This is a genomic window from Candidatus Arsenophonus lipoptenae (assembly GCF_001534665.1).
GTDB lineage: Bacteria > Pseudomonadota > Gammaproteobacteria > Enterobacterales > Enterobacteriaceae > Arsenophonus > Arsenophonus lipoptenae.
Genome location: NZ_CP013920.1, coordinates 325,956 through 343,148, shown reverse-complemented (window position 1 = coordinate 343,148; position 17,193 = coordinate 325,956). Strand labels below are relative to the sequence as shown.

Annotated in this window: 11 protein-coding genes; 8 read left to right on the top strand and 3 right to left on the bottom strand. The window is 28.4% G+C overall.

From position 1 onward, the window contains the following. Nucleotides 1–30 precede the first annotated feature (30 nt). From rplK to crp, 7 genes are all read left to right on the top strand, one after another. A complete protein-coding gene (gene rplK / locus AUT07_RS01420; protein WP_066283215.1) occupies nt 31–459 on the top strand; it encodes a 50S ribosomal protein L11 in 429 nt (142 codons plus the stop codon). 3 nt (nt 460–462) lie between these two features. Next, complete coding sequence (gene rplA, locus AUT07_RS01415; protein ID WP_066283212.1) at nt 463–1,164, top strand: 50S ribosomal protein L1; 702 nt, start codon at nt 463–465, stop codon at nt 1,162–1,164. Between the two features lie 264 nt (nt 1,165–1,428). Continuing rightward, entirely contained in the window at nt 1,429–1,926 is a 498-nt protein-coding gene (rplJ, locus tag AUT07_RS01410) for a 50S ribosomal protein L10 (protein ID WP_066283210.1), read from the top strand. Nucleotides 1,927–1,986: 60 nt separating this feature from the next. After that, nucleotides 1,987–2,358, top strand: a complete 372-nt coding sequence (gene rplL / locus AUT07_RS01405) for a 50S ribosomal protein L7/L12 (protein WP_066283203.1) — start codon at nt 1,987–1,989, stop codon at nt 2,356–2,358. 383 nt (nt 2,359–2,741) lie between these two features. Continuing rightward, nucleotides 2,742–6,770, top strand: coding sequence for a DNA-directed RNA polymerase subunit beta (gene rpoB, locus AUT07_RS01400; RefSeq protein ID WP_066283202.1), 4,029 nt, complete (start codon nt 2,742–2,744; stop codon nt 6,768–6,770). 133 nt (nt 6,771–6,903) lie between these two features. Then, nucleotides 6,904–11,124 carry a DNA-directed RNA polymerase subunit beta' gene (rpoC, locus tag AUT07_RS01395; protein WP_066283200.1) on the top strand — a complete coding sequence of 1,407 codons (4,221 nt, stop codon included), beginning with the start codon at nt 6,904–6,906 and terminating at the stop codon, nt 11,122–11,124. A gap of 442 nt (nt 11,125–11,566) precedes the next feature. Continuing rightward, nucleotides 11,567–12,199, top strand: coding sequence for a cAMP-activated global transcriptional regulator CRP (gene crp / locus AUT07_RS01390; protein ID WP_066283195.1), 633 nt, complete (start codon nt 11,567–11,569; stop codon nt 12,197–12,199). A 91-nt stretch (nt 12,200–12,290) separates the two neighbouring features. Here the strand turns inward: crp and AUT07_RS01385 are convergent, their stop codons facing one another. Continuing rightward, on the bottom strand, nt 12,291–12,866 hold the full coding sequence (locus AUT07_RS01385; protein ID WP_066283192.1) for an anthranilate synthase component II: 576 nt from the start codon (nt 12,864–12,866) through the stop codon (nt 12,291–12,293). 1,054 nt (nt 12,867–13,920) lie between these two features. Here AUT07_RS01385 and rhtA point away from each other — a divergent pair. Continuing rightward, entirely contained in the window at nt 13,921–14,817 is an 897-nt protein-coding gene (gene rhtA / locus AUT07_RS01380) for a threonine/homoserine exporter RhtA (protein WP_066283188.1), read from the top strand. A gap of 937 nt (nt 14,818–15,754) precedes the next feature. Here rhtA and bioD read toward each other — a convergent pair. Together bioD and bioC are read right to left on the bottom strand one after the other, a co-directional pair. Further along, on the bottom strand, nt 15,755–16,435 hold the full coding sequence (bioD, locus tag AUT07_RS01375) for a dethiobiotin synthase (RefSeq protein ID WP_066283185.1): 681 nt from the start codon (nt 16,433–16,435) through the stop codon (nt 15,755–15,757). Continuing rightward, the gene (gene bioC, locus AUT07_RS01370; RefSeq protein ID WP_066283179.1) at nt 16,428–17,192 is read right to left on the bottom strand and encodes a malonyl-ACP O-methyltransferase BioC; all 765 of its coding nucleotides are present in this window, start codon (nt 17,190–17,192) and stop codon (nt 16,428–16,430) included. Before bioC ends, bioD begins: the two co-directional genes overlap by 8 nt. Between the last annotated feature and the right edge of the window lies 1 nt (nt 17,193).

Below are 17,193 nucleotides of genomic sequence, written 5' to 3'. Positions count from 1 at the left end.
ATAAAATTAATAAATTAGAGGAAGTTATATATGACTAAAAAAAAAATACAAGGTTATGTTAAATTTCAAGTTGCAGCAGGCATGGCTAACCCTAGCCCTCCTGTTGGCCCCGCATTAGGTCAACATGGTGTGAATATTATGGAATTTTGTAAATTATTTAATGCAAAAACAGATAATTTAGAAAAAGGATTACCAATACCAGTTATAATTACGATATTTTCAGATCGTTCGTTTACATTTATAATAAAGACTCCTCCAGCTTCTGTCTTGCTTAAAAAAGCAGCAGGCATTAAATCAGGCTCTGGAAAAACAAAAAATAAAGTTGGCACAGTAAATTATATGCAAATTCGTGAGATAGCGAAAACTAAATCTGCAGATATGACAGGATATGATATTGAATCAATGATGCGTTCTATTGAAGGAACTGCTCGTTCTATGGGTTTAGAAGTGGAGCATTAATTAATGGTTAAATTGACTAGACGTATGCGAAAAATTTATGAAAAAATAGATATAAATAAAGATTATGATGTAAATGAAGCAATTGCTCTTTTAAAAGAAAGAGCTACTGTTAAATTTGTAGAAAGTGTTGATGTTGCTGTCAATCTTGGTATTGATGCACGTAAATCTAATCAAAATATTCGTGGTGTTACTATTTTGCCATATGGTACAGGTCGTTCTATTCGTATAGCTGTATTTACTCAAGAAACAAATTTTAAAGCAGCAATAGATGCTGGTGCTGAATATATTGGCACTGAAGATTTAGTTAATAAAATTAAATCTGGTAAAATAAACTTTGATGTTGTTATTGCATCTCCAGATGCCATGCCTATTATTAGTCAGTTGGGTCAAGTTTTAGGTCCTAAGGGATTAATGCCTAATCTTAAAGATGGTACATTAACATTAAATGTTGTGCAAGCTATACAAAATATTAAATCAGGACAAATTAGTTATCGTAATGATAAGAATGGTATTGTGCATGTTACTATTGGCAAAATTAACTTTGACGATGGTAAATTAAAAGAAAATCTAAAATCACTTTTAATTTCATTAAAGAAATCAAAACCATCTTCTGCTAAAGGTATTTATTTTAAGAAAATTAGTTTATCTACTACTATGGGTATAGGTATTAGTGTTAGTCAAACAGGATTAATTAAGTTAATTTAGTTTTGAATATCATTTTTATCTTTACCTTTATAAAAATTTTATATAAAATAGACTAAAAGTAATCACTAGTTTGATAAAAGAAAATATAAATTTAGATTAATTACTACTAGTATTGGTATATTATTATAAATAATAGATATAATTAATATTTTTTATATTACAAACTAGATATTATAAATATTAATTTTAAATTATATACAGTTTGTGGATATTTAAAGTGATATAATTCCAGGAATAACCAAATAAGTCCAGGAGTGAAAGCCAATGTCACTAAATCTTCAAGAAAAAAAAACCATTGTTACTGAAGTCAATGATGTAATCAAAGATGCTTTGTCTGTAGTTGTAGCAGATTTTCGTGGAGTTTCTGTAGAGAGAATGACTAAGTTACGTAAATCATGTCATGAATCTGGTGTTTATGTTCGTATTATCCGTAATACACTAGTTAGACGTGTTGTTGAAGGTACAAATTTTGAATGTCTTAAAAATGTGTTCATTGGTCCAACTTTGATTGCTTGTTCTAAAGTACATCCAGGTTCCGCTGCACGTTTATTAAAAGAATTTAATAAATATAATCCATCATTCAAAATTAAAGCCGGATCTTTTGAAGGTAAGTTGATTACAGCTAAAGAAATTGATAATTTAGCAGTTATTCCAACTTATGAGGAAGCGATTATTCGTCTTATGTCAGTTATGAAAGAAGTTTCTATAGGTAGATTGATGCGCATTATGTTAAGACTACGTGATCAAAAAAAGGTATCTTAAGTCTATTTCAGTCATTGTTTTTAAATGTAAAAATATTTCTAAAATTTAGGAACTCTTGTTATGTCTTTAACTAAAGAACAAATTCTTGATGCTATAGCAAAGATGTCTGTTATGGAAGTTGTTAAATTAATCAGCTTGATGGAAGATAAGTTTGGTGTTTCTTCAATAGTTGAAGTTGCTTCACATGGTATATCTAGTGAAGTTGAAGAATCTGAAGAAAAAACTGAATTTGATATTATTTTATCTGATATTGGTGTTAACAAAGTTGCCGTTATTAAAGCAGTTCGTAAAGCTACTGGTTTAGGATTAAAAGAATCTAAAGATATGGTTGATTCTGCACCTGTAACAATTAAAGAAGCAATAAGCAAAGAAGATGCTGAAATTGTTAAGAAATTGCTAGAAGAAGCTGGCGCTTCTGTTAAAGTTAAATGAGTTTTACTTTGACTTGGCAGTCTAATTACTAATTATAGGCTGACAGCTGGTGATTTTTAGTCACCAGCTTTTTTGTATTGTAATATAAAGTGTATATATATTGTTAGTTTAAGTATTAGTAATATTTTACATTGTTTAATTACTGAGCTATTCTTATATAATATTTTATGCTTTTTATTTTTATTAATGATTTAATAAACTATATTTGTAATTATAATGACCAAAGTTGATAGTTAATAAATCCATTGCATTTATTTCAGAAAATAAAATAGCAATTAAATGTTTTATAAATTAATTTATTTTCTATTTTTAAAATAGAATTTCAGATTCTGTCCTTTAGGACAGAAAAGTTAGGCCACTGATCAGTAAGTTGAGGAACCAATATGGTTTACTCCTATACCGAAAAAAAACGTATTCGTAAGGATTTTGGCAAACGTCCGCAAGTCTTAGATATTCCTTATTTATTATCTATACAACTTGATTCATTTGCTAAATTTATAGAACAAGATTTAGAAGGATTGAATGGTTTGGAAGCAGCATTCCGTTCCGTGTTCCCAATTCAAAGTTATAGCGGTAATGCTGAACTACAATATATTAGTTATCATCTTGGTGAACCTGTATTTGATGTCAAAGAATGTCAAATTCGTGGTATTACTTATTCTGCTCCTTTACGCGTTAAATTACGTCTTGTGATTTATGATCGTGAATTTATAGATAATGTAGTAAAGAATGTAAAAGAGCAAGAAGTTTATATGGGTGAAATTCCACTTATGACAGGTAATGGTACTTTTATTATTAATGGTACAGAGCGTGTTATTGTTTCTCAATTACACCGTAGTCCTGGTGTATTTTTTGATAGTGATAAGGGTAAAACTCATTCTTCAGGTAAGGTCTTATATAACGCACGTATTATACCCTATCGTGGTTCATGGTTAGATTTTGAATTTGATTCTAAAAATAATCTTTTTGTTCGTATTGATCGTAGACGTAAATTACCAGCTACTATGATTTTACGTGCTATGGATTATGATACTGAAGAAATTCTTGCTATGTTTTTTGAGAAAACAATTTTTCAAATTAATGACAATAGGTTATTAATGACGTTAATACCTGAACGGTTACGTGGTGAAACAGCTTCATTTAGTATTGAAGCTAAAGGTAAAATATATATTGAAAAAGGTAGGCGTATTACAGCTCGTCATATTAATCAGTTAAAACAAGATAATATTACTAATATTGAAGTTCCTATTGAATATATCGTAGGCAAGGTGATCGCAAAAGATTATATTGACAAAAGTACTAGTGAAGTTATTTGTACAGCTAATACAGAGTTGTCTTTAGATATTTTAGTACTTCTAAGACAATGTGGTTACAATATAATTGAGACTTTATTTACTAATGACTTAGATCATGGATCATATATTTCAGAAACTTTACGTATTGATCCTACTAAAGATAGATTGAGTGCGTTAATTGAAATTTATCGTATGATGCGTCCAGGTGAACCACCTACACTTGAATCAGCAGAAAATTTATTTGAAAATTTGTTTTTTTCTGAAGAACGTTATGATCTTTCGGCTGTAGGACGTATGAAATTTAATCGATCATTAGATCGAACATCAATTGATGGGGCTAGTATTTTAAGTAAAGAAGATATTATTGATGTTATGAAAAAACTCATTAATATTCGTGATGGTAAAGGTGAAGTTGATGATATTGATCATTTAGGAAATCGTCGTATTCGTTCAGTAGGTGAAATGGCTGAAAATCAATTTCGCATTGGTTTAGTTAGAGTTGAGCGTGCTGTGAAGGAACGATTATCATTAGGTGATTTAGATTCATTAATGCCGCAAGATATGATCAATGCTAAGCCAATTTCTGCAGCAGTTAAAGAATTTTTTAGTTCTAGTCAATTATCGCAGTTTATGGATCAAAATAATCCACTTTCTGAAATTACACATAAACGTCGTATTTCAGCATTAGGTCCAGGTGGATTAACACGTGAACGAGCTGGTTTTGAAGTTCGTGATGTACATCCAACTCATTATGGGCGAGTATGTCCAATTGAAACTCCTGAAGGGCCTAATATAGGTTTGATTAACTCGTTATCAGTTTATGCGCAAACAAATGAATATGGCTTTTTAGAGACACCTTATCGTTTAGTAAAACAAGGCATTGTAACTGATGAAATTCATTATTTATCAGCAATTGAAGAAGGTAATTATATTATTGCCCAGGGTAATACTGTTCTAGATGATAATGGTAGTTTTGTTGAAGAACTAATTACGTGTCGTAATAAAGGTGAAGCAAGTTTATTTAGACAAGATCAGGTAGAATATATGGACGTTTCAACACAACAAGTAGTTTCTGTTGGAGCTTCATTAATTCCATTTCTTGAGCATGATGATGCTAATCGTGCATTAATGGGTGCAAATATGCAACGTCAAGCAGTACCTACGTTATGTACAGATAAACCACTTGTTGGAACTGGTATGGAACGTGCTGTTGCTATTGATTCTGGAGTAACAGTGATAGCTAAACGTGGTGGAATTGTTCAGTATGTAGATGCTTCACGTATCGTAATTAAAGTTAATGAAGATGAGATGTATGCTGGGGAGGCTGGTATTGATATATATAATCTTACAAAGTATACACGTTCTAATCAAAATACTTGTATTAATCAGATACCATGTGTTTCATTAGGTGAATTAATTGAGCGTAGCGATGTTTTAGCTGATGGCCCATCCACAGATCTTGGTGAATTAGCACTTGGTCAGAACATGCGTGTAGCATTCATGCCATGGAATGGTTATAACTTTGAAGATTCTATTTTAGTATCTGAAAGAGTTGTACAAGAAGATCGATTTACTACTATTCATATTCAGGAATTAGCTTGTATATCTCGTGATACTAAGTTAGGTCCAGAAGAAATTACTGCAGATATCCCTAATATAGGAGAAGCTGCGTTATCTAAATTAGATGAATCTGGTATTGTTTATATAGGAGCTGAAGTAACTGGCGATGATATTTTAGTTGGTAAGGTCACTCCTAAAGGTGAAACACAGTTAACACCAGAGGAAAAATTATTACGTGCAATTTTTGGTGAAAAAGCTTCGGATGTTAAAGATTCCTCTTTGAGAGTGCCAAATGGAGTCTCAGGGACAGTTATTGATGTTCAAATATTTACTCGTGATGGTGTAAAAAAAGATAAACGTGCATTAGAAATTGAAGAAATACAATTGCGTGATGTAAAAAAAGATTTAACTGAAGAATTACGTATTTTTGAAACTGGTTTATTTACTAGAATTAAAACACTATTAATTAATAGTGGTATTAAAGAAGATAGGTTAAATGAATTACGACGTGAACAGTGGTTAGAATTATCACTATCTAATAAAGAACAACAAAATAAATTAAAGCAATTGACTAAACAGTATGAAGAACTTAAAAGTAAATTTGAAAAAAAATTAGAAGATAAACGTCGCAAGATTACCCAAGGGGATGATTTATCTCCAGGAGTATTAAAGATTATTAAGGTTTATTTGGCAGTAAAACGTCAGATTCAGCCAGGTGATAAGATGGCTGGCCGACATGGTAATAAAGGTGTTATTTCAAAAATTAATCCTATTGAAGATATGCCTTATGATGATAAGGGTAATCCAATTGATATTGTATTAAACCCACTTGGTGTCCCATCAAGAATGAATATTGGTCAGATTTTAGAAACTCATTTAGGTATGGCAGCTAAAGGTATTGGTGATAAAATTAATACGATGTTGAAACAACATTGTGAGATATTTAAATTAAGAGAATTTATTCAAAAAGCTTATGATTTAGGAGATGATACTAGACAAGTATTTGATCTTAATGCCTTTTCTGATAAAGAAGTATTAAGATTAGCACATAATTTAAAAAAAGGTATGCCAATTGCTACACCAGTATTTGATGGTGCAAAAGAAAATGAAATAAAAGAGTTATTAACTTTAGCTGGATTACCTACTTCTGGTCAGATTACTTTATATGATGGGCGTACTGGTGAGAAGTTTGAAAGGCCAGTAACAGTTGGTTATATGTATATGTTAAAACTAAATCATTTAGTTGATGATAAAATGCATGCACGTTCAACGGGTTCTTATAGTCTTGTTACTCAACAACCATTAGGTGGTAAGGCTCAGTTTGGTGGGCAGCGGTTTGGTGAAATGGAAGTGTGGGCTTTAGAAGCATATGGTGCTGCTTATACTTTACAGGAAATGCTTACAGTTAAATCTGATGATGTTAATGGACGTACTAAAATGTATAAAAATATTGTGGATGGAAATCATCAAATGGAACCAGCTATACCAGAATCTTTTAATGTATTATTAAAAGAAATTCGTTCATTAGGTATTAATATAGAACTTGAAGATGAGTAATAAAGTAATATTTAAATTTTAATTTTTCATTTTATACTATAAATTAATTTGATACTATAAATGTTATTTTGGGTTGTTAAAAAGTGATTTTTAATCACTTTTTAACAATTTTAACTCCGACAGGAGCTATTCCATGAAAGATTTATTAAAATTTCTAAAAATACAGACTAAAAACGAAGAATTTAATGGCATTAAGATTTCTTTAGCTTCACCAGATATGATTCGTTCTTGGTCATTTGGTGAGGTCAAAAAACCAGAGACTATTAATTATCGAACGTTTAAGCCAGAACGTGATGGGCTTTTTTGTGCACGTATTTTTGGTCCAGTTAAAGATTATGAATGTTTATGTGGTAAATATAAAAGATTAAAACACAGAGGTGTAATCTGTGAGAAATGTGGTGTTGAGGTTACCCAAGCTAAAGTACGTCGTGATCGTATGGGTCATATTGAGTTAGCTTCACCTATAGCACATATTTGGTTTTTAAAATCATTACCTTCACGGATTGGTTTATTACTTGATATGCCACTACGTGATATTGAGAGAGTTCTCTATTTTGAATCTTATGTTGTTATTGAAGGTGGTATGACTAGTTTAGAACGTGGACATATTTTAACTGAAGAGCAATATCTTGATGCTTTAGAAGAGTTTGGTGATGAATTTGAAGCAAAAATGGGAGCTGAAGCAATTCAATCTTTACTAAAAACTTTTAATTTAGAAAAAGAATGTGAAATTTTACATGAAGAATTAAGTATCGTTCATTCTGAAACTAAACGTAATAAATTAACTAAACGTATTAAACTATTAGAATCATTTATGCATTCTGGCAATAAACCTGAATGGATGATTTTAAATGTATTACCGGTTTTGCCACCTGATTTACGTCCACTTGTACCTTTAGATGGTGGTCGCTTTGCTACTTCTGATTTAAATGATTTATATAGACGGGTTATAAATCGTAATAATCGTTTAAAACGTTTATTAGATTTAGCTGCACCAGATATTATTGTACGTAATGAAAAACGTATGCTTCAGGAGTCTGTTGATGCATTATTAGATAATGGAAGACGAGGACGCGCTATTACAGGATCTAATAAACGCCCCTTGAAATCTTTAGCTGATATGATTAAAGGTAAGCAGGGTCGTTTTAGACAAAATTTACTAGGTAAACGTGTTGATTATTCAGGTCGTTCTGTTATCACAGTTGGCCCATATCTTCGGTTGCACCAATGTGGATTACCTAAAAGAATGGCGTTAGAATTATTTAAACCTTTTATTTATGGTAAATTAGAATTACATGGTTTAGCTGCCACTATTAAAGCAGCTAAGAGAATGGTTGAACGGGAAGAAGCGGTGGTTTGGGATATTTTAGATGAAGTTATCCGAGAACATCCAGTAATGTTAAATCGGGCACCAACATTGCACCGTCTTGGAATTCAAGCATTTGAACCTATTTTAATTGAAGGTAAGGCTATTCAGTTACATCCTTTAGTATGTGCTGCTTATAATGCTGACTTTGATGGTGATCAAATGGCTGTCCATGTTCCATTGACTTTAGAAGCTCAATTAGAAGCACGTGCTTTAATGATGTCGACAAATAATATTTTGTCTCCAGCTAGTGGTGATCCAATCATCGTGCCATCTCAAGATGTGGTACTTGGTTTATATTATATGACTCGTGATTGTGTAAATGCTAAAGGTGAGGGCATGGTGTTATCTGGTCCAAAAGAAGCAGAGATAGTTTATCGCTTAGGTTTAGCAGCATTACATGCTAGAGTGAAAGTACGTATCAAAGAAGAAATACGAGATATCAATAATAATATTAAAATTAATATTAGGTTAGTTGATACTACAATTGGTAGAGCTATTTTATGGATGATTGTACCTAATGGACTTCCATATTCTTTAGTAAATCAATATTTAGGCAAAAAAGAGATTTCCAGAATGCTGAATACTTGCTATCGTGTTTTAGGATTAAAACCAACTGTTATTTTTGCTGATCAGATTATGTATGCAGGTTTTGCTTATGCTGCTCGTTCTGGCGCTTCTGTTGGTATTGATGATATGGTAATACCTCAAAAAAAAATTAATATTATTGAAGAAGCTGAATATGAAGTCGCTGAGATTCAGGAACAATTTCAATCTGGTTTAGTTACTGCTGGTGAACGTTATAATAAGGTTATTGATATTTGGGCTGCTGCTAATGAGCGTGTTGCAACAGCCATGATGGAAAATTTATCAACTGAAACTGTTATTAATAGTAATGGTCAAAAAGAACAACAAGTTTCATTTAATAGTATTTTTATGATGGCTGATTCTGGTGCTAGAGGATCTGCTGCACAAATTAGACAATTAGCAGGTATGAGAGGTTTAATGGCTAAACCAGATGGTTCTATTATTGAAACGCCAATTACAGCTAACTTCCGTGAAGGTTTAAACGTATTACAATATTTCATTTCAACGCATGGCGCAAGAAAAGGTTTAGCAGATACTGCTTTGAAAACAGCTAATTCTGGTTATTTGACTAGACGTTTAGTTGATGTTGCACAAGATTTGGTAGTTACTGAAGATGATTGTGGTACTCATGATGGAATTTTAATGACACCAGTTATTGAAGGTGGTGATGTAAAAGAACCATTACGTGAACGTGTTTTAGGTAGAGTAACAGCAGAAGATATATTAATATCAAATACATTGGATGTTTTAATTCCACGTAATACATTGTTAAGTGAACAATGTTGTGATAAATTAGAAGCATATTCCATTGATAATATCAAAGTACGTTCTGTTGTAAGTTGTGAAACAGATTTTGGTGTTTGCGCGAAATGTTATGGACGTGATTTAGCTCGAGGGCATATTATCAACAAAGGTGAAGCCATTGGTGTTATTGCTGCTCAATCAATAGGTGAGCCAGGAACACAGTTAACAATGCGTACATTCCATATTGGTGGAGCAGCATCACGTGCCGCTGCAGAATCTAGTATTCAAGTACGTAATAAAGGTAATATCAAACTATTTAATGCTAAATTTGTAAAAAATTCTAATAATCAACTAGTTATTACTTCTCGTCATACAGAATTAAGAGTAATAGATAATTTTGGCAGAATAAAAGAAAGTTATAAGGTCCCTTATGGAGCCCACCTTAATAAAGGTGATGGTGATAATGTGAATGGTGGTGAAATTGTTGCTCATTGGGATCCACATACTATGCCAGTAATCAGTGAGGTTATTGGTATTATTAAGTTTTCTGATATGGAAGACGGTCAGTCTATTATACGCCAAACTGATGAACTAACAGGTGTATCATCAATTGTTGTTTTGGATACAGCTGAGAGAACTGCTAGTAGTAAAGATTTACGTCCTGCATTAAAAATTATTGATTTTAATGGAAAAGATGTATTAATTCCTGGCACGGATATGCCAGCACAATATTTTTTACCAGGAAAAGCTATTGTTCATTTAGATGATGGTGTAGAAATTAATATTGGTGATACTTTAGCTCGTATTCCTCAAGAATCTGGTGGAACTAAGGATATTACAGGTGGTTTACCTAGAGTTGCTGATTTATTTGAAGCACGTAAACCTAAGGACCCAGCTATTTTAGCTGAAATTAGTGGTATTATTTCATTTGGCAAAGAAACAAAAGGAAAACGTCGATTAGTTATTACACCGATCGATAAAGATGAAACATATGAAGAAATGATTCCTAAATGGCGTCATCTTAATGTATTTGAAGGTGAATTAGTTGAACGAGGTGATGTAATTTCCGATGGTCCTGAATCATCTCACGATATTTTACGGTTGCGTGGTACACATGCTGTAGCTAGTTATATTACTAATGAAGTTCAAGAAGTATATCGTTTACAAGGCGTTAAAATTAATGATAAACATATTGAAGTTATTGTACGTCAAATGTTACGTAAAGCGACAATTGTTAATTCTGGTAATTCCGAATTCTTAGAAGGTGAACAAGTAGAGTATGCTCGTGTTAAAGTGGAAAATCGTAAATTAAAAAATGAAGGAAAAGTTCCTGCTTCTTTTAGGCGTGATTTACTTGGCATTACTAAAGCGTCTTTAGCTACTGAATCCTTTATTTCAGCAGCTTCATTCCAAGAAACAACTAGAGTTCTTACTGAATCGGCAGTTGCTGGAAAACATGATGAGCTTCGAGGATTAAAAGAAAACGTTATTGTTGGTCGTTTAATTCCTGCAGGTACAGGATATGCATATCACCAAGAACGGATACGTAGGCGGCATATGGAAAATACACATATTACTTCATCAACAATAAGTGTTGATGAAGCAACAGCTAATTTAGCAGAATTACTAAATGTTAAATTTAATAATAAAGATTAAATTAACAAAATTATAGTAATGTAATTTATATAGTAAATATGTTCACTAGTAAATATATTTATATTACAAATTATTTAATAATGAGCATTTATATATGATATTATTTTCATACAAACATATAATTAAAAATTATATGTTTGTATGAATTTTATCGTTTAATAAAAAAATTATTAAGATAATCTTTATTTAAGATATGATTAATAATCAGTTTATTAAAACTATAATATTTATTACATATAGTAATTATATCTCTATGAAATTAGATATTAAAAATGATCTTTTTGTATACCATAAAATAATATTAATTATCATAACTATGATATTTATAAAATGTTATATGCTTTCTATTAATTAAAATTTTGATTTATATATAAACAATGATTACAAAAATTTATATTTTATGTTTTAGATTCTTGTAGTAATAATATATAGGATTAAGCGCATGATTTTCGGTAAACCACAAACAGACACTACTCTAGAATGGTTTTTATCATATTGTCATGTTCATAGATATCTATCTAAAAGCACTTTTATTCATCAAGGTAAAAAAGCAGAAACACTTTATTATATTTTAAAAGGCTCTGTTTCTGTTTTGATGAAAGGTAAAGATGGAAAAGAAATTATTTTATCTTATTTAAATCAAGGAGATTTTATTGGTGAACTAGGATTATTTAATGAAGCACAACAACGCACTGCTTGGGTTAGAGCCAAAAATACTTGTGAGATAGCTGAAATTTCTTATAAAAAATTTCGTCAGTTAATACAGATAAATCCGGAAATTTTAATACGCTTATCAGCACAAATAGCTAACCGATTACAAATAACTTCTGAAAAAGTTGCTAATTTAGCTTTTTTGGATGTTACAGGCCGTATTGCACAAACATTATTAAATTTAGCAAAACAACCTGATGCTATGACACATCCAGATGGAATGCAAATAAAAATCACTCGTCAAGAAATAGGGCAAATAGTTGGTTGTTCTAGAGAAACAGTTGGACGTATCTTAAAAATGCTAGAAGATCAAAATATTATTTCTGCTCATGGTAAAACTATTGTTATTTATGGAACGCGTTAAAAAGTTTAAATAGTAATCATTAAATTTTGTTAAAGTTTTATTACAATGTGATAAAATATATTTTTAAATTAAAATAATAATATTACGTGTATTAATACATAATAAATGTATTTAGTAGCTTATGCCCTTGTTCACTTAAAATACTTTCTGGATGAAATTGAACCCCTTCAATAGCTAGTGTTTTATGTTTGATACCCATAATTTCATCAATATTTCCATTGTTTGATGTCCAGGCAGTAATTTCAAAAATTTTAGGTAATGTTTTTTCTTCTACGATTAAAGAATGGTAACGAGTAACATTTAATGGATGATTTATTTTTTGAAAAATGCCTTGCTTATTATGGTAAACTGTTGATACCTTGCCATGCATTATTTTTTTTGCTCTAATAATAGAAGCACCGAAAGCTTGAGCAATTATTTGATGTCCCAAACAAATACCTAAAATAGGAATTTTTCCAGCAAAATATGAAATTACACTTAATGAAATACCAGCCTGGTTAGGAGTACCAGGACCTGGCGATATAATTAAATGTGATGGTGACAATTTTTTGATTTCTATAATACTTATTGCATCGTTACGTTTAATAATTACATCAGCTCCTAATTCACATAGATATTGATAAATATTGTAAGTGAATGAATCATAATTATCTATCATTAAAAACATTATTAATATATCCATATGTTTTACAGTTATTTGATTTTCAATATTTTTTAAATAAAATATTATTGATGATTAAAATTAATTTTACCATAAACTAAATAATTATAAAAATAATATTCAATTTTAAATTTGTTATCATTTTATTAAATATTTTTGTATTTAATTATATTTTATAGTTAATATTATTTATTTTTAATTAATTATTAATTAATTTAATATTATTAAAGTAATAAAATATTTATATTTTTATCTATTTTAAATATTCAATAATATGAAAAGTATCATTTATTTAATAATTTATTTTTATAATTTACATAATTAAAGTTAATATCGATTTATTTTAATATATTAATTATTATAATTAATATATATTATATTTTAGTTAAAAACTATTTATAATATATATTATAAAATATATATAAAATATTAATTTAGTTTAAATTAATGTCATTAATATTATTAAAAACCTTTAGTACATTAAATTTATGATTTTTAATCATAAATCAAACTTTTAATTAGTTTTTAATAATTATGTTTTAAAATATAAAAAATAATTAAGAAACTAAAATTAAGAAACTAAAATAGTTATTATTTATTAAATAATTAATATATTTTTTGTTTAAATAATTTGAATAAAATAAAAAAAATTTATTAATTTTAAATAAATTATTTTTGTTAAATTTGATTATAAGTTTTAATAATAATTTTTGTTAAATCAGTATATAAAAATTATGTTTTGTAATATTTTTATATTAAAAGTAATAATTACTAGACTTTAACTTTATAATTTATTTCTTATTAATTAAAATGTAACTAATAACTCATAATAATCCATTGATTAGTATAAATTAGTATTGTGAATTTTAATATTCATGTTATAGTTTATTATAAGTAGTTAAAATTACTATTTTTTATTTTTTGAATTGTAATAAATATTACAATAATATTTGTTTTTATATTCTTTATATAATAAAGTTTAAATGCTATTTAATGAATATTGTTAGTTATTGATTAACTAACATTTTCTCAGTTTAATATTTATTTAGGTTATATTTGGATGTCATGTATTTTAAATCAAAAATATAAAACGTTATTACCAATATTATTATTGATCCTTGCAATGCTATCAATACAGAGTGGTGCTTCATTAGCAAAGCATTTATTTCCAATTATAGGTGCATTTGGTGTTACTGCTTTAAGATTATTTTTAGCTACAATTATTCTTTTTATAATTTTTAAGCCTTGGCGAAAAAAACTACACAGTCAATTACGTAGTAAATCATTAAAACATTTACTTTTATATGGTATTTCTTTAGGTTCAATGAATTCACTATTTTATCTATCCTTAGAAAGAATTCCATTGGGAATTGCTGTTGCATTAGAGTTTACTGGGCCTTTATCAGTAGCAATATTTGCATCTCGCAAAATTATAGATTTTATTTGGATAATGATGGTTATCATTGGACTATTTTTTTTGTTATCTATTGGCAATAGTATGAATAATTTAGATTTTATAGGCATTATTTATGCTATATTTGCCGGTGTTTGTTGGGGCATGTATATTGTATTCGGTAAGTTAGCTGGTTCTGGATACGGTACAGCAACAGTACCTTTAGGTTCTTTTGTTTCTACATTAATTTTTTTTCCAATTGGCTTATATACAGTTGGTATAAAACCATTATTTGATTTATCAATTTTGCCAATTGCATTTGCAGTAGCTATCTTATCTACTGCTTTTCCTTATACACTTGAAATGTTTGCTTTAACACGTATGCCAGCAAAAAGATTTGGTACATTAATGAGTTTAGAACCTACTATAGGAGCTTTTATAGGTATGATATTTTTAAATGAACAGTTAACACTAACTCAATGGTTTGCATTATTTTGCATTATTGCCGCTTCTATTGGTTCAACATTAAAAATACAAATAAAGACTGATAAAATAAAAAATTAATTGAATTAATTTTTTATTTTAGATGAATTTGACGCTTAATTTATTTAGATTTATTTTGAGTCTTTTGTTAATTTTGTTTACTTAGTAAAGTATAATATATCATAATAAAATTTATATATTAATTAAAATTGATTTTTCAGATATTTAATAATAAGCATTTATTATTTTAAATAAGAATTAGCAGACAGAGTATTAAGAGATAAAATATTTATTTAAATTATTTGGATAATTATTGTTAATTATTTATAATTAAATAGCGTATTTTATAAAAATTTTACTATTTTGATTAATATAATTAAAGTTTAAGTAAATAGAGATTATTATCTTATATATACTTGTTGTTTTTACATTAAAAAGCAAAAATTTCCATAATTATATATTATTTTTATGAGAATCTTTAATTATTATTAAGGTATTTTATCTGCTTCTTTTTATGTAATATACGAATATTATAAATATTTCATGATATATTATTTAATAAATAAAATTTTTTATAATTATTAGATTTTTATCTCGTAAGTCAATCATTAGTTTAAATACAAGATTTAATGCAAAATTATATATTTTTGTTTTTTAATATCTAAATTTTTATTTTTTATTACTTTATTTATGATTTTATCATTTTTTGATAAATAGTATTAATATATTATATTTCAATGTAATATTTTTATATTGTGATCTTTTTTATAAAATATATTTTTTAAATCACGAAGATAAATTAAATTTCTTTGATTAAATAATATTTAATTGTTTGTTTTTAATTATTTTTATTTTTTAAATGTAATTAATGATTTCATTATAGGAAATAGTTTTAATTAATAATTATTTTAGGCTTAAATATCCTTTTTTATCTAAATCTAAGATTTTTATCAAAAATACTCTTTGTAATATTTAATTATTTATATAATAATTTTAATATATATTAATTATATAATATTTATATTATTATTTTATCTAATTTGATAAAATTGCCAATAAAATTAGTTTTCCAATGTGGTAAATGAGGAATAATTCCTAAACATGGGGCTGGTATTTGCTGATATAATGTTTTTAAGTAATTTTGTTGGTATTGATTTGGTAAAATAACTTCATTAGCTATCCATCCAGCTAATGTTAAACCACTTCTAATTATTGCTTTAGTTGTTAAAATTGCGTGGTTAATACAACCTAGTTTAATGCCAATTGTTAATATTATTGGTAATTGATGTTTTATAACCCAATCAGCCATAGTATAGCTACTATATAGTATTGTATACCATCCACCAATACCTTCAATAATAATTAAATCAGCTAATTTTTTTAATTTATGCAACCCATCACACATCAGTGACCAATTAATAATTTTTCCTGTTAGTTCACTAGCAATGTGTGGTGATGTTGCTTGAGTAAAAACTATTGGATTAACATCATTATAATTCAGTTTTACACTGCTATTTTTTTTTAATAATTGTGCATCTAAATTTCTTAATTCTATATTTAATTGTTCACTACCTGAAGCTACTGGTTTGTACCCTGCTGTTTTGTAACCATATGCATTGGCTGCTTGTAGTATTGCACAGCTGACTATGGTTTTACCTACATTAGTATCAGTTCCAGTTATAAAAAAACATTTATTCACGATATAGCATTCCGTATACTAAATTATAAGTTAATGGAAATTGTTTATTACTATGAGGATAGTAATCAATTAATTTTTCTAGTTGATTTTTTGTCATTAAACCTTGTTGTTGACGTCCATTTATTAAATAAGTAGCACCAACACCTTTTATAGATCTTAATAAACAAATGAATGATGGATATGTTAAAAGCCATGATTGTTTTTTTAAACTATATTTCCAACTATGACAGGTTTGCTTAATTTGTTGAAAAGTCATAAAGGAATTAATATGCTTATTATTATCAATTTTTTTCCAACACTGTTGTAATTCTTTTAATGAACCATCAATTAAAGTAGAAAAACCAATAACACCTCCTTTTTTGGTGATACGATATAACTCACTTAATGGAGTGTATAAATTACTACACCATTGTATAGCAAGATGACTAAAACATAGATCAATACTTTCATCAGCTATTGGTAAATATTCCATATCAGCCTGTATATAAATTTTAGCAACTTTTTTTTGTTGTGCAATTGCTAACATTGCAGCAGATAAATCAAGAGCAATTACTTGTTTTCCTGTTAATCTCCATTGATCACTAAAATAACCAGTGCCACATCCAACATCTAAAATAATATTACTTGGTATTGAAGATAAACAATTAAACAAATACTGCCCACTTTGTTGTTGAAATAGAGCAATATTATCATAATTTTTAGCTGCCCTTCCAAAAGCATGAGCGATTGCCTGTTTTTTAGTTAGAATAGTTTGCATA